The 21,521-nt window shown below is 45.3% G+C and carries 15 protein-coding genes and 1 riboswitch; of the genes, 9 read left to right on the top strand and 6 right to left on the bottom strand.

The annotated features are described in order from the left end of the window. Positions 1–2 precede the first annotated feature (2 nt). Positions 3–305, top strand: coding sequence for a P-II family nitrogen regulator (locus LZ23_RS13790; protein ID WP_045215012.1), 303 nt, complete (start codon positions 3–5; stop codon positions 303–305). A gap of 47 nt (positions 306–352) precedes the next feature. Here the strand turns inward: LZ23_RS13790 and LZ23_RS22710 are convergent, their stop codons facing one another. After that, positions 353–1,852: a VgrG-related protein gene (locus tag LZ23_RS22710; protein WP_052507379.1), complete on the bottom strand. Its 1,500-nt coding sequence runs from the start codon at positions 1,850–1,852 to the stop codon at positions 353–355. 468 nt (positions 1,853–2,320) lie between these two features. Between LZ23_RS22710 and LZ23_RS13780 the strand changes: the two genes are divergently transcribed. Continuing rightward, positions 2,321–2,830, top strand: coding sequence for a nitroreductase family protein (locus LZ23_RS13780; protein ID WP_045215010.1), 510 nt, complete (start codon positions 2,321–2,323; stop codon positions 2,828–2,830). A 55-nt stretch (positions 2,831–2,885) separates the two neighbouring features. On the opposite strand, the gene LZ23_RS13775 is transcribed toward LZ23_RS13780, so the two are convergent. Continuing rightward, entirely contained in the window at positions 2,886–3,602 is a 717-nt protein-coding gene (locus tag LZ23_RS13775; RefSeq protein ID WP_045215009.1) for a PD-(D/E)XK nuclease family protein, read from the bottom strand. A 300-nt stretch (positions 3,603–3,902) separates the two neighbouring features. Next, positions 3,903–3,998, top strand: a riboswitch (TPP riboswitch). 77 nt (positions 3,999–4,075) lie between these two features. Between LZ23_RS13775 and thiC the strand changes: the two genes are divergently transcribed. From thiC to LZ23_RS13755, 3 genes are all read left to right on the top strand, one after another. Continuing rightward, a complete protein-coding gene (gene thiC / locus LZ23_RS13765) occupies positions 4,076–5,347 on the top strand; it encodes a phosphomethylpyrimidine synthase ThiC (protein WP_045215006.1) in 1,272 nt (423 codons plus the stop codon). After that, positions 5,344–6,228, top strand: coding sequence for a DMT family transporter (locus LZ23_RS13760; RefSeq protein WP_045215004.1), 885 nt, complete (start codon positions 5,344–5,346; stop codon positions 6,226–6,228). The genes thiC and LZ23_RS13760 overlap by 4 nt, the downstream gene beginning before the upstream one ends. A gap of 96 nt (positions 6,229–6,324) precedes the next feature. Then, on the top strand, positions 6,325–6,705 hold the full coding sequence (locus LZ23_RS13755; protein WP_045215003.1) for an SgcJ/EcaC family oxidoreductase: 381 nt from the start codon (positions 6,325–6,327) through the stop codon (positions 6,703–6,705). 359 nt (positions 6,706–7,064) lie between these two features. On the opposite strand, the gene LZ23_RS13750 is transcribed toward LZ23_RS13755, so the two are convergent. From LZ23_RS13750 to LZ23_RS13735, 4 genes are all read right to left on the bottom strand, one after another. Then, the gene (locus tag LZ23_RS13750) at positions 7,065–7,772 is read right to left on the bottom strand and encodes a cytochrome c biogenesis CcdA family protein (RefSeq protein ID WP_045215001.1); all 708 of its coding nucleotides are present in this window, start codon (positions 7,770–7,772) and stop codon (positions 7,065–7,067) included. A 16-nt stretch (positions 7,773–7,788) separates the two neighbouring features. Next, positions 7,789–8,232: a thioredoxin family protein gene (locus LZ23_RS13745; protein ID WP_052507378.1), complete on the bottom strand. Its 444-nt coding sequence runs from the start codon at positions 8,230–8,232 to the stop codon at positions 7,789–7,791. Between the two features lie 296 nt (positions 8,233–8,528). Next, positions 8,529–8,759 (bottom strand): thioredoxin family protein, encoded by a 231-nt coding sequence (locus tag LZ23_RS13740; protein WP_045214999.1) that lies wholly within the window; start codon positions 8,757–8,759, stop codon positions 8,529–8,531. Between the two features lie 82 nt (positions 8,760–8,841). Beyond that, positions 8,842–10,014, bottom strand: coding sequence for a permease (locus LZ23_RS13735; protein ID WP_045214998.1), 1,173 nt, complete (start codon positions 10,012–10,014; stop codon positions 8,842–8,844). Between the two features lie 617 nt (positions 10,015–10,631). Between LZ23_RS13735 and recD2 the strand changes: the two genes are divergently transcribed. From recD2 to LZ23_RS13710, 4 genes are all read left to right on the top strand, one after another. Next, positions 10,632–12,797, top strand: a complete 2,166-nt coding sequence (recD2, locus tag LZ23_RS13725) for an SF1B family DNA helicase RecD2 (protein WP_045214995.1) — start codon at positions 10,632–10,634, stop codon at positions 12,795–12,797. 123 nt (positions 12,798–12,920) lie between these two features. Next, entirely contained in the window at positions 12,921–15,854 is a 2,934-nt protein-coding gene (locus LZ23_RS13720; protein ID WP_052507377.1) for a chemotaxis protein CheB, read from the top strand. 70 nt (positions 15,855–15,924) lie between these two features. Further along, complete coding sequence (locus LZ23_RS13715; protein WP_045214993.1) at positions 15,925–18,852, top strand: PAS domain S-box protein; 2,928 nt, start codon at positions 15,925–15,927, stop codon at positions 18,850–18,852. Between the two features lie 36 nt (positions 18,853–18,888). Further along, positions 18,889–21,444 (top strand): response regulator, encoded by a 2,556-nt coding sequence (locus tag LZ23_RS13710; RefSeq protein WP_045214991.1) that lies wholly within the window; start codon positions 18,889–18,891, stop codon positions 21,442–21,444. Positions 21,445–21,521: the final 77 nt, after the last annotated feature.

The raw sequence follows: 21,521 nt of genomic DNA, 5'->3' as shown, positions 1-21,521 counted from the left end.
TTATGTCACCGGTTGAACGAAAACTCGTAACCATTATTGCAGAATCTGCTCTGGAAAAAATGCTGGTAAAGGACCTTAAAAGTCTTGGGGTCACCGGCTATACAGTCTGGGATGTCCGGGGTGAAGGCACGCGGGGCAAGCGTAAAGGCGGCTTTGATCAGAGCAGCAGTATCTGTCTCACCAGTATCTGCAACAGCACCCTGGCTCAGTCGATTTTAGAACACCTTTCCTATACTTATTTCGAAGATTACGCCATCGTTGCTTATATCAGCGATGTCCAGATACACCGCTGCAACAGGTTCTAACCGGTGTTCAGTAAGGCTGCTGTTTTTTCAGCCTTCATGCATGAGGCTTAAGTGTCAGTAGAATCATTAAGCATGGCCAGGGCCTTTTTAACCTCCATACTGAATCTTATCAGGACAGCGGTTCGAACAATTTCGCTTGAACCTGTGAATCTCCTGGATCGTTCATTGTAAACAGCCATTATCATCTCCCGGTCCTGTCTGTCAGACGGTTGAAAATTCACAGCTGTGGCTGCTCTCTGAAAAATATTCATGGCTCCATGAACTCCGTGCTGCACGGCTGTGCTCCAAAGCACTTCTCTTAGAGCAGGTGATGCCTGCTCCATGTCAAGACCGGTTCTTGCCCGAACCCCCCTGGCTGCAGGAAGATAAAATTTGCTGTAAATAAACTCATGCTGCAGATCAGTTATGCGCTCAGGGTATTCTTCATTAATTTTTTTCCATTCAGCAGGCATTTTGCCTGAGCGGCCATTAGTGTTGGCTGGTCCAGACTGTCGAAGACGCTTAGATAGATCAGGTGCTTTGTCATGAAGAAACTCTATGAACTCACCCATGGTTCCCATTTTTGATGAAAGCTGGTAAATTCCATAGCATGTTCCTCCCTTTCTGTCGAAACCAATGGCTGCAGAACTGTTGACAGATTCAAATCTCGCCGCCAGTTGTCCTGGCCTTACAGCTTCAGTTTGAACACTCTGCGCAGGCTGGGCAGGATTTTGAGCCCTGTATGCAGCATGTTCCATGTAATCTGACAATACATTCACCTTGCCCTTGCGGTCTGGTTCATGTTCTCTGAACGGTGGAACTCTTGCCAGAATTTCATTGAGAGTTTCCTGTCTGAGAAGATGAGGGACGACATTGTCCTGAGCAGGACTGATCAGCTTTTCTATAAATGTAGATTGCAGTGAAAGGGAATTGAAACCTGAGCTAATTCGTCTATGGTTAATCAGGTCGTCCAGATTGCTGAAGAAGTTTATTGCAGGATCGTCCTGCTCTGAAATGTTCATATTCTGGAGGTCTGGCTGGTTGATGCGGGCCTGAAAGTCAATTTTCTGTCGTACTTTGTTAACTGGAAATCTCGGAGTATCAGCTGATATGGCCATTCTTATCCTTGAACCGGAAGTCGTTTCGTCCATGACGCCAGGATCTTTGCCAACCGTCTTTTCTGAATCAGTATTCTGAGTTTTTATTCTGCTTAGAAGCACACTTTGAGGAATTGAGCTTGAAGCAACTGGTGCGGTAGAAGGAAGAGCGGTTGACAGACTGTTGTTCATGATAAGCTCCAATGTTTTGTTATGAGCTTCTTCTGAAGAACTCTGGCTGTTTCCCATAAGTTTTTGCTGCAGGGCAGCCATATGCTGCTCAGGATGATTTATGGGCGTGCCTGTCAGTTCTTTAGTATTGGCCTTGAAAAAATCGTTTTCCAGGATCAGATCAGCCTTCATTTCATGAGGAAAGCTGTTTATGGGCACAGCGCTGAGTATGGGAAGGGGATAGGCAGCGAGACAGGCAGTTAAAACTGCGGTACAAATTTTATTTATTCTTGAATTCATTGAGTAAATATAGTTTGAGGGAATTAGGTTGTATGTAATAGTTTGGCCCCTGGATGTTGTACGGGGACTGGTCTATTTTCCCTGAAAGGGTTCCCCGGATGAGATGCTTACAAGTAACTACAAATGTATATTTAATAAATTCAGAGCATTACGGTTTTACCATACAGATTGCTTCGGTCGCTTAGGCTCACTTGTGGGTGACAGGTTTTGAGCAACTACATCCCTGACAGCTCAGGTGTCATTGCGAGCGAGTCTTCGAGCGCGGCAATCCTTGTTGCGAGCGAAGTGAAGCAATCTCGCGCTAAGGCTATCTTATGTTACTTTATGTTACTCGCAGGTTCGGTCCTGGTCCGCCCGGATGAGATGCTTTTAAAGAAAATTGAAGAACAATGCAAACCCGGAGTTGACAACATATTATTGCAGTGGATAGTAGGTATTTGCTTATCTACTTAAAATCTGGAGGTGAATATGGACGTAATTCAGGCAATAATGACCAGGAGAAGTATAAGGAAGTACCAGGACAAGCCTGTATCTGATGAGAAAGTAAAAAATGTTCTTGAAGCAGCCATGATGGCTCCAAGTGCTGGAAATGCGCAGCCATGGCAGTTTATTATTGTTCGGGATAAACAGGCTTTGACAGCCATTAAAGAAATCAACCCTTATGCTGGCATGGCAGAGAATGCTCCCTTGGGGATTCTGGTCTGTGGTGATCTGAGCCTTGAAAAGTTTCCCGGCTATTGGGTGCAGGACTGTTCAGCAGCAGTGCAGAATATGCTGCTGGCAAGTCATGGTCTCGGCCTGGGTGCAGTGTGGACAGGAATCCACCCAATCAAACAAAGGGAGCAAGGTTTTTCAAAATTGTTCGACCTTCCTGAACATGTGGTGCCCCTGGCTTATATTGTTATAGGTTATCCGGATCAAAGCCCAAAATCTGAAAGCAGGTTTAAGCCTGAGCGAGTTCATACTGAAAAATGGTAACGATATGGCAATGTTTAAAGGGGAGCATTACTCGTTTACAGTGAATGAGGCCATATCAGAGTTGCTCTACCTCGATGGAGTCACCATAGGTCACTATATTCATCTTTCTGGCAATTTTTTCTGCTCTGGCATCAATCATGGGAGAAATGACAATTAGCTTGTCTGCTTTTCTTTGATGTCTTTTTTCATAAAACCGAGCTTTACGTTCAAAAGTATATATATCGGATTTGCTCATGGATGACTTAAGTTCACAAATGATGAGCAGATCGTTTTTGATGATGATGTCAAGCTCAATCTGATCAGGTTTTCCAAACACTTCGCCTGCATCATCAAACTCAGTAATGTTGATGACTTCTACGCCGAAGTTTTCTTCAAGTATGCCTGCCAGAGCGTCACGAAAAGCCTTTTCAGAACGTAGTCCCCACCTTGCCCCCAAAGCTCCTATGGATCGATCAATCTTTTTGGATAGAGCTACTATGACTTTTTGATTTTCATCCCACTTTCTGTCTTGCTCGTCCCATTTCTTGCTTTGTTTATCTAATTGTCTATTGTATTCATGCCACTTTCTGTTTTGTTCATCCCACTTGCGTGCGTTTTCTTCCCGATCACGACGCATTTCATCCAGTATTTCAGATACACTTTTTTGGGTTTCATCCTTGTCAGCATAGACTTCTCTCGTTAAGCGTAAAATATAGTCGCTTAGAGATGGATCATCCCTTAATAATTCCGGAAGTTCTTTTTTTATGGTTTCTTTCAAAGCTGTTGTATCCATGTTCTGTCCTTGTTCTAAAGTGTTTTTCCTGCATCTATGAAGGCAGGAGCAAAACTCCGTGCCATATGTAAAGGTCTAACCAGATACGTGCAGTATTGGATAAACTTTACTGACAGCAGATAGTAAAAGTCAACAGGGTTTCTGTTTGAGGAAGCAAATTATTTTCTTGCTTACCCTGGATTCCGTTTTTCGTCTGAATGATGAAAAAAGGTAGCTGTTTGACGCTGTAATGATATTAATTGTGAAAAAAGTAGTTTGAGGGAATTTGGTTGTATTATCCCTGTGTTTCTGATTAAATGCAATTTCGCCTGGGGGCGTCCATCTAATGGGCTGAGACAGTACCCCTTGAACCTGATCCGGATAATGCCGGCGGAGGGATTGGCGAAGTGATTTCAGCATCTTGTGAGAAATACAAGCTTATACCTGGAGTTTACTTCTGTCCCTCCTGAAACCAATTACAGGAGGTTTTTTTTATGAATACGCAACTTCAACAGGCCAGAGCAGGAAACATAACCCCGGAAATGAGAAAGGCAGCAGACCATGAAGGCATTGATGCCTCTAAGCTGCGCAATTTGATTGCCTCCGGTCTTGCTGTGCTCCCCAAAAACATCAATCATGATTTTGCCAAAGTTGTAGCCATAGGTCAGGGGCTGAAAACCAAGGTCAATGCCAATCTGGGCACAAGCAGTGAAAGCTCTGACCTGGAGCTTGAAAAAAGCAAGCTGTTCATGGCCCTTAAAGCAGAAACGGACTCCATAATGGACCTTTCTACCGGAGGTGATCTGAATCAGATCAGGACCATGTTTCTTGAAAATTCGTCAACAATGCTTGGAACTGTGCCCATCTACGGTCTGGCAGCAAAAATGGTGCGGGACGGCAGGCCTTTGAGCGACATTGATGGTGAGACGCTTTTAAGGGAAATTGAAGAGCAGTGCAAACAAGGAGTTGACTATATTACAGTGCATTGTGGAATCACCAGAGATTCTGTCAGAAAGCTCGAGGTGTCTGAAAGGGTCATGCCATGTGTGAGTCGGGGCGGTTCAATTCATATGAACTGGATTAAAAGACATGACCGGGAAAATCCACTTTATGAGGATTTTGACAGCCTTCTGGATATTGCTGAAAAATATGACGTTACTTTAAGCCTTGGAGACGGATTCAGACCGGGTTGCATTGCTGATGCCATGGACCCTGCCCAGCTTGAGGAACTTATGATCCTGGCAGAGCTGGCCAAAAGAGCCGTGGCCAGGGGGGTTCAGACCATGATTGAGGGACCGGGGCATGTTCCTTTAAATCAAATTAAAAGTCAGATTCAGCTGCAGAAAAGACTTTGCAACAATGCTCCATTTTATGTGCTTGGGCCTTTACCTACGGATATTGCAGCCGGATATGATCATATAACATCTGCCATTGGCGGCGCTATAGCAGGTGCAGCCGGAGCAGATTTTCTTTGCTATGTCACTCCTGCAGAGCACCTTGGCCTGCCAGGTGAAAACGATGTGTACCAGGGAGTGATGGCCGCCCGCATAGCAGCTCATATAGCTGACCTTGAAAAGGGAGTGCCCGGGGCATGGGATAAGGATATGGCAATTTCTAAGTGCAGGCAGAATCTTGACTGGGAAGGAATAGTCAGCAATTCCTTAGACAGGGAACTTGTCAGACAGAAGCTGGTCATAACTGAAGATAAAAAAGGATGCTCCATGTGCGGAAAGCTTTGCGCAGTGAGCTGTGAGGAGAAAATGTGATAACCCATAAAAGGGCCGGAATTGCCTTTGCCCTTGGTGCGACCATGATCTGGTCAGGAAATTTTATAGTGGCCAGAGGGCTTAATGAAGCTGTTAATCCGGCTACTCTGGCCATGCTCAGATGGCTTACCGCCTGTCTGGCCCTTTTTCCCCTGGCCGGGCCAGGTATGTGGAAGTCCAGAAATATTGTCATTAAACACTTTGGTTATCTCGCTGCTGCTTCATTGCTGGGCGTGACTCTTTTTAATACACTGATCTATGTGGCTGCCCATACGTCAACAGCCTTAAACCTATCCTTGATTGCAACTTCAACTCCAATATTTATAATCATTTTTGCTCGAATTTTTCTAAGTGAGAAAATAACCGCAGCCAGGGCAGGGGGTGTGCTGTTTGCTGTTTCAGGGGTGGTTCTGCTTATTACCAGGGCTGATTTGTCAGTTCTTCTAAGCTTGTCATTTGCCGGGGGAGATCTGTGGATGATTATGGCTGCTGTCATTTTTGGAGCTTACAGTATTCTCATTCGCAAAAAACCGGAAGAAGTCAGTCAGGGGGTGTTTCTCATGTCTACTTTTCTGCTGGGACTGATTATGCTTCTTCCCTGGGCAGGATGGGAAATGGCCATTCATGGAGCGCCCACATTCACTCTGGAAGTTATTGGTTCAATATTGTATATAGGCATAGGTGCCTCACTGATTTCGTTTTATCTCTGGACTGGTGCCATAGCGAGAATAGGACCTTCCCGGGCAGGAATTATATATTACAGCCTTCCCCTTTTCAGTGGATTGGGAGCTTTTCTTGTCTTGGGAGAGCCTGTTGGATGGATACATGCTGTCAGCGGACTGATGATTTTTTCAGGAATTGTTGTTGCCACCAGAAATTGAATTTAACCGCCTTTTGATTGATGCTCAGGCTGCGATGGATAGTGGCTGATTTTTTGCAGCTTTAAGTTTCATGTGGCGTAAATTTGGAGTTTTATTATGGAAAAAAAAGATATATCCAGTTTTTTGCGGGGATGGTGCTCCGCACTGAAAAGCTGCAGCATTGAAAAAATCATGGCCATGTATGCTTCAGATGCATTTTTCTTGCCGACTCTTTCAGCCAGGATAAGGCGCAACAGTGATGAAATCAGGGAATATTTTGAATTTCTGGTTCAGTTAGAACCGGCATGCACAGTGCAGCATGAAAATATCAGAATATTTGGTGATATAGCCATCAATTCTGGAGCATATACATTTTATGTGGTCAAGGGTGGAGACAGGGCAGCAGTGCCGGCCAGGTTTACCTTTGTTTATCATAAGAAAGGAGACGACTGGCTAATTGTGGAGCACCATTCATCTTTGTTTCCCGACGCAGAGTAGTACTACAGCGACATTTTAAGCTGTAAGGGGACTGCTCTTTTTCCCCGGATAGTCAGATTGTATTGCGTTTTAAGCTCGGCACCCGGGGGGACCGGGATCGAACCTGCGAGTAACTAAAAAATCAGCCTTAGCACGAGATTGCTTCGCTTCGCTCGCAACAAGGATTGCCGCGCTCGAAGACTCGCTCGCAATGACACCTGAGCTGTCAGGGATGTGGTTGCTGAAAACCTGTCACCCACGAGGGAGCCTAAGCGACCGAAGCAATCTGTATGGCAAAGCCATAATGCTTTGAATTTATTACATATTCGATTGTAGCTAATTGAAAGGTCGGCAAAAGTGGCTGTTCCCGGTGGTCCTTGTTATGTTGCGAAAAAGGGATTAAGAATGAAGTAGACTCCAAGTAAGGCAATGACGATGCCTGCAGCCTTTCGAAACCAGACACCGGCTCCATGCCAGGCTCTCAGCTCAAGAAGACGCCTGACAAAAGCAGCGGAACTGCCGGCCAGCAGAATGGGAAGGCAATGCCCCAGAGCAAAGAGAATGATCATGGTAATGCCTGTTCCAACCTTTTCCTGAACAGTGATAATGGCCAGAATGGGGGCCAGGAAACCGAATGTGCACATTCCGGAAAGCACTCCGTATCCCAATCCCAGACTTAGAGCTCCGAGATAGCCCCGCATTTTGAATTTATGCAGAAAATTGCCTGGAAGGGTGCATTGGGGTACTCCCAGCATTCCAAGAGCAACCCAGACCAGGATAGCTCCTATAAGTATCTGCCAGTAGCCTCCCACATCTCCGAGAACCCTGCCGAGAGCGGCGCATATGATGCCAATGATGGCAATGGTTATAAACAAGCCCAGGGAAAACAGTAAAGAATATGCACTGGCTTCCTTTGAATCAAGAATTTTCTGCTGTCCACCCACATAAGCTACGATGAGCGGGATGGCAGCAAGGTGACAGGGGCTGAATGCAACACTCACTATGCCCCACAGAAAAGATCCGGCAAAAGCAGCAGTTGTACCCTGAGTGATCCATGTATTTATGGAAATGAGAAAGGATTCCAGCATAATTGACAGCTTCTCCTCAAGTTTGTGGAGACATGGAGCCTGAGTCGGTCATTGTATTCTGCCTGCTCAGAAGATCTTCAAGAACATTGACGATGGATGCCTTGTCCATATAACCCTGATGTCGAAAGAACTCTTCGCCCCTGTGGTCAAAAAATATTTGAGTGGGAATGCTGGTTATCCTGAATCGCTGGCTTTGATCTGCATGTCTGCCAATATCAATAAAGGCGATTTTAACCTGATCAACATATACCTCCTGAAGCTCTTCAAGAATCGGGTCCATCATCTGGCAGGGCAGGCATGAGGCTGTTCCGAGATTGATAAAGGTGATCATGCCCTGGGCCGGTACGTCCGGCAGAGTGGCCCTTAATGCCTGCTCCTGCTTTTGTTGCTGGGCTGTGTACATGAACATCAGAGTAAATACAGCTCCAAGAAAGACTATGACTGCTGCGAATTTTTTCATCAATAATACCCTCGGTTGGTGAATGCCCTGATATGGGCTTTATCAGAATCAGGTGTTTGCTTAAAACGGGCTGCACTGTTTTCATTTATGCATACCTGAATACTTAGTAACTTACCGCCTCAATCCTGTAGCACAAAACAAGAAAATTTTTTACTTTGATATGAGAAATAATGTCCAAGATCCTGATTCTTCAGCTTTCAGCCTGAAAAATCAGTCATCGCCTTAACTTAACTGTTCCTGTTTAAAATTGGGTTGTGGGCACATCCCGCATTAGTCAAGAACCAGCAGTTCGAGAATCAGGACAGCCACTCCCTGATCTGAGCTACTGTCGGCAGTTTACCCACAGTTTTGACCTCTCCGTTAACTACAATGGCCGGCGTGCCAAAAACACCGTAGGAAGCTATTTTCATGGTATCACTGACTTTCTCAATGTCAGCATCAACCCCGGCTTCCTTGACGGCTTCCATTACCAGGTTCATGGCCTGATCACATTTGGGACATCCTGGTCCCAGTACCTTGATTTCCATATATACCTCCAGATTTTAGAATAATTAGTCTGCGGGGAGCACTTTGCCTGTTCTGAGAGAAAAGGCAGATGTATGACGGTGCTCAATCTGCAAAACTGCCGTATATCATACCGCAGCAAGTGGACATGATGACAATAATCACAGAAAAAACAAATGTTTTTTTAAAGCCCATGACGCTTCCAATGACCAGCATATTGGGTAAAGACAGGGCAGGGCCGGCCAGAAGAAGGGCCAGAGCAGGACCCTGGCCCATTCCTGAACCCATCAGTCCCTGCAGAATGGGCACTTCGGTCAATGTGGCAAAATACATAAGAGCACCGGCAAGTGAAGCAATGAGATTGGCCCATAATGAGTTGCCGCCTACAAGCCCTGCTATCCACTGTTCAGGGATCAGAGCAGGATAGCCTGGTCTGCCCAGGAAAAAGCCGGCAGCCAGTACGCCAATAAAAAGTAAGGGAGCAATGAGTTTGATAAAGGTCCATGTGGATTGCATCCATTCTTTTCGTTCCTGAGGCAGATACCAGAACTTGACCATCAAACCCAGAACAACAAGCAGAAAACCAGCCATAAACCATTTCAATGAGTACATGATCTGCCATAATTGCAGTGCATCAGGGCTGGGCCGGGTAGAGGCCGCAAAAATCAGAATCAGAACCATGACCATGATAAACATGAAATCCTGCAGCAGGGTACGCGGTTTTTCGTCCTCATCAGGAAGGTGCATAACGCATTCCTGGCGCTGTTGTTCATCCTTGCAGAATATCCATGACATGAGCAGACCTATAATAACAGCAAAGAAAATCGCACCCACCGCCCTGGCAAGTCCCATTTGCCAGCCAAGCACCCTGGCAGTCAGGGAGATGGCCAGAATATTGATGGCCGGTCCTGAATAAAGAAAAGCTGTGGCAGGTCCGATCCCTGCCCCCCGGGTGTATATGCCGGCAAAAAGCGGTAAAACAGTACATGAGCAGACGGACAGTATAGTGCCTGAAACCGAGGCCACAGAATAGGACAGAAATTTATTGGCTGTTGAACCAAAATATTTAAGCACTGATGCCTGTGATACAAAAACAGCTATGGCTCCGGCAATAAAAAAAGCTGGAATGAGGCAGGTGATGACGTGCTCTCTGGAGTAATACTGAAGCATCATAAATGCTTCAAGCCCTGATCGCCGGATAATTTCACTGTCCCAGGGAATGAGATATGCTCCAAGAAACACAAATATGATTAAAAGCAGTTTGGTTTTTTCTTTCATGAACAATCTCCTCCTGGCACCCAGGTTAGCTGTACTGCAGGGTAAGAAGTTTATCCGACATGCTTTCGCCTGACAACCCCTTGCTTGTTTTTTTTTGAAATAGATATCAATATGGGGAAGGCTGTAGGCTTTAGGCTGAAGGCTGAAGGGGGGAAGGCTGAAGGGTGGAAGGCTGAAGGGGGGAAGGCTGAAGGCTGAAGGGATGGAGGGATGGAGGGGGAAGGCTGAAAGGATGGAGGGGGAAGGCTGGAGGTTGAAGGGGGGGCTGAAATATTGATTTGATTGAAAAAAATGCCCTGATACAGGGATTTTCTGTTTGTAATCCTGAGCAGTTTAAGTTAATATCAATAACTTGTGAAAAATGAACATGTCTTTTTCAGTTTAGTAATTGACCCATGATTGTAAGAAAGCAAGTCCCTTAGTTTTCTAGAAAAGGGCTGAACTATACCCAATCTGAGCTTTTTACAGGCCAAAGCAGCCAAATGACTGGGGTCTGGAAGCAATAAAACCAGGAAGCGGTTAAGCCTTTTTTCAGGGAAAGCTTGAGCCATGCCCATAGCTACTGATTCAGCTGCAACTGATAACATTTAAACTCTCAAGATAACTATTCATCGTCAATGAACCTGCTCAAGGCTGAAGTCAACAATCTCGTCTATCACAATGAAGATAACGGCTATGTCGTGGCCAGGGTAACCTCGCCGGAAGAGCCTGGAGTGATTACAGTCTGCGGGATTATGGGCAGACTGGTTCCTGGTGAGATGCTGTCCCTGAAAGGGAGCTGGAAAGATCATCCAAAATACGGCAGACAGTTTATAGTTTCCGAATTTGAACAGATCTTTCCAGCTACAGTCAACGGTATCAAGCGCTATCTAAGTTCAGGCATGATCAAAGGCGTTGGCCCCATCATGGCTGATAAAATGGTGGAAAAATTCGGCAAAGAAGTTCTGGATATTCTGGAGGAAGATCCAGACAGACTTTTGGAGATTGACGGACTTGGGCCGAAAAAACTTAAAAAAATCAGGGAATCATGGGAGAGCCAGCGCGAAATAAGGGCTTTGATGCTTTTTTTGCAGACGCATCAGATTCCCACCACTTATGCTGGCCGAATTTACAAGAAATACGGTGGAGAATCCATCAGTATAATTACTGAGAACCCTTATAATCTGGTTTATGATATACGGGGTGTGGGTTTTAAAACTGCGGATAAAATGGCCCTCAAGCTGGGCACTGAACCGGATAGTCCGCAAAGACTGCAGGCAGCCATTGTTTATGTTTTATTTCAGTTGAGTGAAAAGGGACATCTTTTTTTTCCTGCCCATAATCTGATTGAGAAGGTAATTGAGGCCCTCGGTGATATGGAAGAGCAAAGCGTGGAGCAGGCTCTTAGGAACTTAGAGGAAAGGAAAAAGATTGTTATTGAAGACCTTCCTGAACAGGGGATAGAACAGGCAGTTTACCTGAGTTTATTTTACCGGGTGGAAAATGAGATCGCGAGAAGGCTCTGCGGATTAACCACCCATCCTGCCGGACTTTCAGAAAAAAAGATCAGGGCCAGGATCGCGGCCCTTGAAAATTCATATGGCATCAGCCTTACAGTTGAGCAGAAACAGGCAGTGCTGGATGCATGTATCAACAAAGCCTACGTAATTACAGGAGGCCCTGGAACAGGCAAGACCACCATTACCAGGATGATTGTCCGTACCTTGCAGGATCTTGGTCTTAAAGTAAAGCTGGCTGCTCCTACAGGCCGGGCTGCCAAGCGCCTTTCCCAGGCAACTGGTGTTGAAGCAGCCACCATTCACCGCCTCCTCAAGTACAATCCTGCGGGAGGATTCGATCATAATGAGGAAAACAAGCTTAAGGCGGATGCTGCTATTGTGGATGAAGCCTCCATGCTGGATGCCCAGCTTATGAATCACCTGTTGCGGGCCCTTCCTGTAACCTGTCGTCTTATTCTTGTGGGTGATGTCAACCAGCTTCCTGCAGTAGGCCCGGGAGATGTTCTTAATGATATACTTACCAGCCAGGCTCTTCTCAGTGCCAGGCTCACCAGTATATTCAGACAGGCGAGAGAAAGTTCCATAGTGGTCAATGCTCACAGGATCAATACAGGCAATTTTCCTGTCAGTTCTCCCAAAGATCCGCCCCAGGCGGATTTTTTCTGGGTTGTGCAGGATGAGCCCCAGCGCATCAAAGAACTCATTACCTATATGGTCTGCGAGAGAATTCCTGAAGTGTACGGCCTGAACCCCTTGCGTGATATTCAGGTGCTCAGCCCAATGCATAAGGGAGAGCTTGGAACTCAGGAACTGAACCGGGTGCTTCAGGAAAAACTCAATCCCGGAGCAGATGTTATTGTCAAGGGTTATAGAACATTCAGGGTCAGGGACCGGGTTTTACAGATTCGCAATAATTATGAAAAAGAGGTATTTAACGGTGATCTTGGCTGGATATCCGGATTTGACCCTGAAGACTCCGAGGTGCTGGTGGATTTTGAAGGCAGGCAGGTTAAATATGATCTGGATGAAGTGGATGAACTCAATCTGGCTTATGCTGTAAGTGTGCATAAATCTCAGGGAAGTGAATATCCGGCGGTGGTTATGCCGGTGGTTACCCAGCATTTTATGCTTCTGCAGAGAAACTTGATTTATACAGGCCTGACCAGGGCCAGAAAACTGGCCATTATAGTTGGTTCCAAAAAGGCTATGGGCATTGGAATCAAAAACCTTGGCTCGGGCAGAAGATTTACGCATTTGCGTTACAGACTGCAGAAAGCGTTTTAAATATTAAAACAGTTCAGATATTTGGATGTGGCACGAGGAATGGAACTCCCGGAGTGTCTGTCCCCAAAATAACGGATAACTGGATTACGGGCTTACCCCGCTTTATCATAAAAGAAGGTTATTATGAAAAAAAGTGATGATGGCAGAAACGATAAAGGCAGCAGAGCTTATATAGTGGGGCTTGGCGCTTCAGCAGGCGGCCTGGAAGCCCTTGAGCTGTTTTTTAACAACCTGCCCAAGGTGGAGAATTTTTCTTTTGTTATTGTCCAGCATCTTTCTCCGGACTACAAAAGCCTCATGGGAGAAATTCTTTCCCGGCACACCAAGATTCCCATCCAGGAAGCAACAGACGGTATGCGCGTCAAGCCCGGTAATATCTATCTCATCCCGCGCAAGAGCAATATGACAATTTTCAATGGCAAGCTTCTTCTGCGCGATCAGGAACAGGGGCTTAACCTGCCTATAGATATCTTTTTTCATTCTCTTGCCGAGGATCTTGGGGAAAAAGCCATTGGCATTGTCTTTTCCGGCACTGGGAGCGATGGTACCCGTGGAGTGCGCAACATCAAGGAGGCCGGAGGCATTGTCATGGTTCAGAACCCGGAAACAGCCAAGTTTGACGGCATGCCCACCAGCGCCATTGCCACAGGTATAGTTGACTTTATCCTGCCGCCTGAAGAAATGCCCAAGGCTTTGCTCAGTTATGTATCAGGCAATAGAAAACTTGCGGATAACTTAAGACATGACAAACTGGCAGATGCCACAGGCATGTCCAAGATCCTGTCGCTGGTCAGGGCCAGAACAGGGGTGGATTTTTCTTTTTACAAGCAGAATACAGTTGTCAGACGAATCCAGCGCAGAATGGGCATCAACCAGATCCAGAATTTAGACGAATATGTCCGTTATATGGAGAATTATCCGGGTGAGATACAGACTCTGTACAAAGAAGTATTAATTGGGGTGACCAAGTTTTTTCGCGATCCAGAGGCTTTTGAGGTTCTCAAGACCAAGGTCATACCTAATTTGTTTGAGGGCAAGGAAGATAAAGATGTGGTTCGGGTGTGGGTCACAGGCTGCTCCACAGGTGAAGAAGCTTACAGTCTGGCCATACTGCTGGCTGAATACTGCGATGAAAACTCCTTGCGCGATAATATCAAAATTTTTGCCACAGACATTGATCGCGATGCTCTGGAATATGCATCGACAGGGATATATCCTGAAAGTATTGCAGCAGATGCGTCCATGGGCAGGATCAGAAAATATTTTGTGCCCAAGGGTGAAAACTGTCAGATCATGTCTCATATCAGAGAGCGGGTCATATTTGCACATCATAATATTATCAAGGATCCTCCTTTCAGTAAAATCGATCTCATCACCTGCCGTAACCTGTTGATTTATCTGCAGCCAGTGCTCCAGAAAAAAGTTCTGCAAAACTTTCATTTTTCCCTCAATACCAGTGGATATCTTTTTCTTGGCAGCAGCGAAACTGTTGGAGACACCGGAAAACTTTTTTCTCCGGTGGACATTAAGTGGAAGATCTATCAAAGGGTGGGTGAAGGACGGGTGGCCACTAATATACATGATGTATCCCAGGAGCCCAGGTGGTCGAAATACTCCCAGAAGCTTCTGCCTGTCCCCAATATGAATACCAGACTGGCCAATGAAGTAGAAAAAGTCTTTGAGGGCTTGATTAACGAGTATCTTCCACCCAGTGTTCTGGTTAATGAAAATAAGGAAGTGCTGCATACCTTTGGCAATATTAATGAATTTCTGCGCCTGCCTTCGGGTAAAATGGATATTGATATTACCAGGATGGCCCGTGATGAGCTGTCTATTCCCTTAGGCACGGCACTGCAGCAGGCTATCAAGAAAAGCAGGGATATCCACTATTCCAATGTTGTGGTTATGGACAAGAACAATAAGCGTAAAAGTGACATCAATCTGAAAGTCAAACGCATTGTCAGTGATTCCAATAATCCTTACTTTCTAATTGTATTTGAACCAATGGGCCATGGAGAGCGGCCCGATGAATCTGCTGAAAAGTACGATCTTGAGGAAAACGTCCGCAAAAGAATCAATGACTTAGAACAGGAACTTCAATACACCAAGGAAAATCTTCAGGCTACCATTGAAGAGTTGGAAACCTCCAATGAGGAATTGCAGGCCACCAATGAAGAACTACTTGCTGCCAATGAAGAGTTGCAGAGTACCAATCAGGAGCTGCAATCGGTCAATGAAGAGTTGATAACAGTTAATTCCGAATATCAGGTCAAAATATCGGAGCTGACAGAACTCAATGAAGATATGGCTAATCTTTTAGACAATATGGATATTGGCATTGTTTTTCTGGATGAAAGCTTAGTCATCAGGAAGTTCACCAAGCCGGCATCAGCAATTGTCAATATAATGAAAAATGATATTGGCAGACCTCTGGAGCATCTTTCTCATAACATGCCTGAATATCCGGATTTTTTTAAGGATGTGCGTCAGGTTCTTTATTCGGAAAAGGCATTCAACACAGAGGCTGAAACCAGGGAAGGACTGCACTTCATGATTAAGGTTACACCCTATAAAACTGGAGAAGATTCTATCCAGGGAGTGGTTCTGTCATTTGTGGATATCACGGACAAGGTCAGCACCCAGAAGGAGCTGCTCAAGGAACGACAGGTTGTTTCCAGTATATTGAGCGCTGCACCCATTGCTGTCTCCATGGTGGATATGGATGGGAAGCTTACTTATGTGAATGCTGAATGTGCAAAGATTCTGGGCTTTGACAAGGACAAAGTTAATTCCATGACCTATGATGATCCTGGTTTCAGCATTAGTGATCTTGACGGCAACCCCATTCCGTCTGAGGATCTTCCTTTCAGCAGAGTGGTTAAGTCCAGGAAAAAGATTGAAGATTATGTGCACTCCATAATAACCTCAAACGGTGAGAAAAAAGATCTGCTCATCACTGGTGCTCCTATTTTTGCAGAAGATAACAAGACAGTTAATGGAGCGGTTTTCATACTTGAACTGCTGCAGACTTTATATTGTCCCTGGAACGCGAGGTAAGGGCTGGTTCAGATTGTTTGAAAGAATCGAGCAAAAATATTTTGCACGAATCTATTTTGGAGAATAAATTATGACTAACTGGGACGATGACATTCGTTTTAAAAAGCTAAAGGAAAAGGCTGACAGCAAGATTCGAGAGTCAGGTCTTGATATTAGAGATTTTCCCATGGACGAAATTGAAAGCCTTGTGGAAAGTCTCAATATCCATAAGGTGGAGTTGGAGATTCAAAATGAAGAGCTCAGAACCGCCCAGGGGGATCTGGAAAAGTCTCAGCAGAAATATTTTGATCTTTATGAGGCTGCGCCTGTTGGTTTCGTAATTATGCGCGAGAACGGCCTGGTGGTTGACGCAAACCTGACTACGGTCAACAAGCTGGGAACAAATCGCCAGAAAATCACAAATCGTCCTTTTCATCTGTATGTGTTTGTTGATGATCTTTCAATTTTTCACAATCATCTCAGGCAGGTATTTTCCCAGCAGCAGTCAGCTCAGTGTGAAGTCAGACTGAGGTCAGGGGAACAAAAATATATTTATGCCCGCTTGGACAGCCGTCCCATGGATGCTTCTCATAATGCTGAACTCTGTCTGACCTCTTTTGTGGATATTACCAGCCAGAAAAAGCTGGAACAGGCTTTGCGAGCCAGTGAGGAAAAATTTCGCAAAATCATCGAAAGGACTCCTCTTGGAATTTGCATTACCAATGAAGATGGGGTCTTTGAATATGTAAACCCCAGTTACACCCAGATTTATGGATGGCAGCCTCATGAACTCCTGGGGCGTCAATTTACCATGGTGGTTAATCCTGATGAAAAAAAGGAATGGATGCAAAGGCATCATGATTTTTTAACCACGGGCAGCGAGGTTAAAGGCAAATGGCGGGTCAGGCATAAAAATGGCCATGAGATTACTATCAAGGCTGACGCAGCCCACTATACAGGCGATGACAAAAGACCCAGAAAAGCCACTTTTGTGACAGACATCACCAAGGAAGCGGAGCTTGAACAGGAAATCATCAGAGCCAGGGACATGGCTGAAAAGGCCTCCCGGGCCAAGAGTGAGTTTCTGGCCAATATGAGCCATGAAATCAGAACTCCCATGAATGGAATAATCGGCATGGTGGAGTTGCTTTATGGCGCAGATCCTAACGAGGAACAGAAACAGTACTTGGATATGATCCGGTCATCTTCTCATGCACTAATGGGCATAATCAACGATATTCTGGATCTTGCCAAAATTGAGGCCGGCAAGATGGAGCTTGAAGCTGCAGAGTTTGACCTGCCTGGTTGCGTGCGCGATGCTTTGAGATCAGTTGCCTCGGGAGCAGGAAAAAAACAACTGGAAATAGCTCTGCGTGTAGACAGCCGTGTGGGACTGGTAGTGGGGGATTCGGTACGTGTCAGGCAGATTATTTACAATCTGGCCGGCAATGCCGTAAAGTTCTCTGAATCAGGGTATGTGCTTACAGAAGTTCGTCTTTTGCAGCATGATGATAAAGAAATTGAGCTTGATTTTGCTGTGAGTGATACCGGAATAGGGATTGATGAAGATAAATTGGCGGGTATTATGGACCCGTTTATTCAATCGGACAGTTCCACTACCAGGAAATTCGGAGGTACCGGGCTTGGGCTGGCCATCACCCGGCAATTGGTGGCATCTATGGGCGGTACCCTCAATGTGAACAGTATTAAAGGTAAGGGAAGTGTATTCAGTTTCAATCTCAAACTGGGTGCTCCAGGGAAGAGGGAGAAAAAGCCCGAATATATTGCTGGTTTTGACAGGGCCTTTGTCTACCAACAAAACGATCTTACTGCATGCATTGTTATGGATTATCTCAAGGAACTGAGTGTACCTGGTGAAAAAATTGACAGTGCTCAGGCCCTGGAAAAGGCTTTAAGCCAGGCTGAACTGCAGCAACAAAAGGTGCTTTTTGTGCTTAACCTTGATTATGACCAGCAAGAACAGTTAAGGGTGGTTTCCATTGTAGAGAGCAAAGCGCTTAGCGGCAATGTTTATTTTGCAGGTGTGTGCCAGAATATTCTGCCCGGTGATATGGCCAGGTTTCGCGAGCATGGACTGGAAAAGGTGCTTATCAAGCCTTTTTCATTTGAGGATTTCAGATCGTCGATTATGGGGTTGACTATTGCAGAGGTTGAGGCTGCGCCGGTGGCCGATAGAGATATCAGGCCTCAAGATGTTATCCCGTCAAAGAAGCTGCATGTCCTTGTGGCTGAGGACAATTCTGTCAATCAGGTGCTGAGCAGAAAGATTCTGGCCAAGCGCGGCCATACTGTGGATCTTGCCTCCAATGGTCAGGAAGCCTTTGAAAAATTCAAGCAGAATCAATATGATCTGATTTTAATGGATATCCAGATGCCGGATGTGGATGGCTTCGAAGCAACAAGGCTTATCAGAGAATATGAGCAAAATGTTCTTAATATATCTGCTGACTTGGATGCACAGCATAAGGATTCGGATCAGACCAGTAAAATTGTGAAGCGTATTCCCATTATTGCCTTGACAGCCTATGCAACCAAGCAGGACCGGGAAAAATGTCTTGATGCCGGGATGGATGATTATATTTCCAAACCCATTGACATGCCCAAGCTCAATGCCAGACTGGGACTTTATGAAAGAACTGAAGCCTCAGCTGAAGGAGATTCAATTGTCAGAGAGCTCGAGGATGCGCTGGAATCTCTGGACGGAGATTCAGAACTGCTAAAAGAGCTTATTTCCATTTTTATCCAGGAAAATGAAGATTATCTAAATGATCTTAAAAAGGCTATGGACACCAACGACAGAAAACTTCTTGTCATGGCTGCTCACAGGGTAAAGGGAGCATTATCTGTGTTTAAAAACGAGGAAATAATCTTTCAGGCAGCCGCCATTGAAGAAATAGCTGCCCATGGAGACATGGAAAGCATAAAGGCCAGAGTTGGCGCATTTGAAAGCAATCTGGAAAAATTTGTGACCAAAATTGTTAACTACCTGGGGAATTAATCCTAAAAAGCTGAATAGGATAAAGAGATTATTATTATGCCTGCAATTCATTTGCTTTTAGAAAACAAGGTCATGGAGAACCGGATCAAATCAGCCATGTCTGAGCTTTTGCCTCATATGGAGGTAACCACAAGATCCATCAGTTCATTTTCAGGCAGGACATCCCTGCACAATGAGATAAATATTTTTGTTGTGGAGACAGGGTGTCCCTCAATAGACTATCAGCATGTTGCTGAATCTTTAAGGACCGTTGCTCAAAACCATGGTGTAGCAGTGCTGGCTGTTTATTCCCAGCAGTCATCGCAAAAAGATGCAGGCCTGGCAGACATTGGACCCGACAGCACCATGAGCTTCCCGTTTGAAGACAGTTACCTGTCCGCACAGCTTGAAGCCTTGATCAAGATCAGCGAACTCAGGGCCATGAATCAGAATCTTGGTGCACAGCTCAGTCAGCGTGTTTCCAAACTGGCTGGCCTTGAACAGCAGTTGAGGCACACCAACTGGATACTTGAGGCCCTGAACAAGTGTGGTGAAGTAATAATAAAGGCCAATGAAGAGATTGCCATGCTTGAGCAGGTGTGCGCTATTCTGGGTGAAAGTCTGGAAAACTGCCTGGTCATGGTGGGTTACGCTGAAATGGATGCTGAATCCAGTGTCAGGATTATTGCCAGCGGCGGAGAGAAAAAAGAAATGGTCCAGGAAATGAAAATTTCCTGGGCAGCTGATCCCATGGGCCAGGAACCTACCGGTTCAGCCATCAGAACCGGGACAAGCATTCTGGTTCAAAACCCTGTAAACGATGTTTCCACAACCCCATGGAAAGATTTATTTGCTAGGTATGATATAAAATATATTCTTTCGCTGCCGGTGGCTCATGCCGGTGTAGGATTTGGAGCATTAAGCATATATGGAGGAATGAAGGCTGAGTTTTCCAGAGATGATATTGCCCATTTGGAACGAGTGGCTCAGAATATGGGTTATGGGATTTGGTTTTTGCGGCATAGAAAAAAAAGAAAAATGGTGGAAAATGAGCTTCAAAAAACCAATGAACTGTTTTCCCTGGCCATGGAAGCAACTGAAGATGCCCTGTGGGATTGGGATGTAGTTTCAGGCAATGCTTATTTCAGTCCAAGATGGTATACCATGCTGGGTTATGAGCCCAACGAACTGCCCATGAACTATGACAGCTTCAGACAGATTGTTCATCCTGATGATATCGATGCAGTGGAAAACAAGCTTGGCAAGGCCATGGAAGACGGAGAGAACTACTCCCTTGAATTCAGGGCTTTGACCAGACACAAAGATATTTGCTGGATTTTAGCGAGGGGCAAGATTGTATCCAGAGATTCAGATAACAAACCCATAAGGATTGTAGGCACTCATTTTGACATAACTGAAAGAAAAAAGATGGAACAGGAAATTGAGGAAGCCAAGAGCAGGGCTGAGACCGCCAATCAGGCCAAGGATAAATTTCTTGAAGCCATGAGCCATGAACTGAGAACTCCGCTCAATGGCATTATGAGTATCCTGCAGACTCTTATGGAGTCAGATCTTCAGCCATCTGAAAAAGAATACATTGGAATGGCTCTTGATTCATCAAGGCAGCTGCTTGTATCCATTAACAAGATACTGGAGTTGTCCACCCTGCAGAAAGGTCTTTACTGCACTCACAAACAACCATTTGACATTGTGGAGGAAATGACCAAAATTACAGGTTATTTTCTACCCATTGCCAGAAACAAAGATCTTTATCTGGATCTTGATCTTGCTGAAGAACTGCCCCCCAGACTTATTGGTGACATCAGCATCATCAGACAGATCATCTGGAACCTCATGGATAATGCTATCAAGTTCACCCAGAAAGGAGGGGTTTTGCTTAAAGTTACAAATTTAGACCCGGCAGGTGGTCAGGCAGGTGATAATGGCCATTTGTCTGTGATGTTTGAAGTTATTGACAGTGGAATTGGTATTCCTTCAGATGTTTCTGATGATATCTTTGAACCCTTTGGAATCAACGAAAGTGCTCATCAGAAAAGAAGGGCAGGCTATGGTGTAGGTCTGAGTGTCTGCAAACAGCTTGCCGACACCATTGGGGCAAGCATTGGATACGAGTCAACTCATGGGCAGGGCAGCAGATTTCATGTACTGGTGGACCTTGTAGTTCAAGTAGAGGATGCGGCCCCTGCTCAGGATTATGTCCCATCTCATGACACAGAGAAACTGATCCTGGTGGTTGAGGATGAAAAGATCAACCTCATGCTGATAGAAAAGATGCTCAGGAAAAAAGGATATACTGTGGTTACGGCCATGGATGGGGATGAGGCTGTTGAAGTTATGCAGTCCCGCCCTGATATTTCGCTGGTGCTGATGGATATCATGGTTCCCAAATATGATGGTTTTGAGCTGACCAGGATGATCCGGGAAGGAAAATTTTCAGGCATCAGCAATGTACCGGTTATAGCTGTGACAGCACTGGCTGATTCCGAAAGCCGGCAGAAATGTTTTGACAGCGGCATGAACGCCTACCTTTCCAAACCTATTGATAATCAGGAACTCATGGGTATGGTCAGTAAGTACATTGAGGCTTTTTAGTAACTTACTCCTGTAACCCTGTCATAAAACAACATGAAATTGTTATCAGTTATTTGTTATTAGTTTTTGTTATTAGT

The organism is Desulfonatronovibrio magnus, from assembly GCF_000934755.1.
Lineage (GTDB): Bacteria > Desulfobacterota > Desulfovibrionia > Desulfovibrionales > Desulfonatronovibrionaceae > Desulfonatronovibrio > Desulfonatronovibrio magnus.
This window is presented reverse-complemented; position numbering and strand designations above follow the sequence as displayed.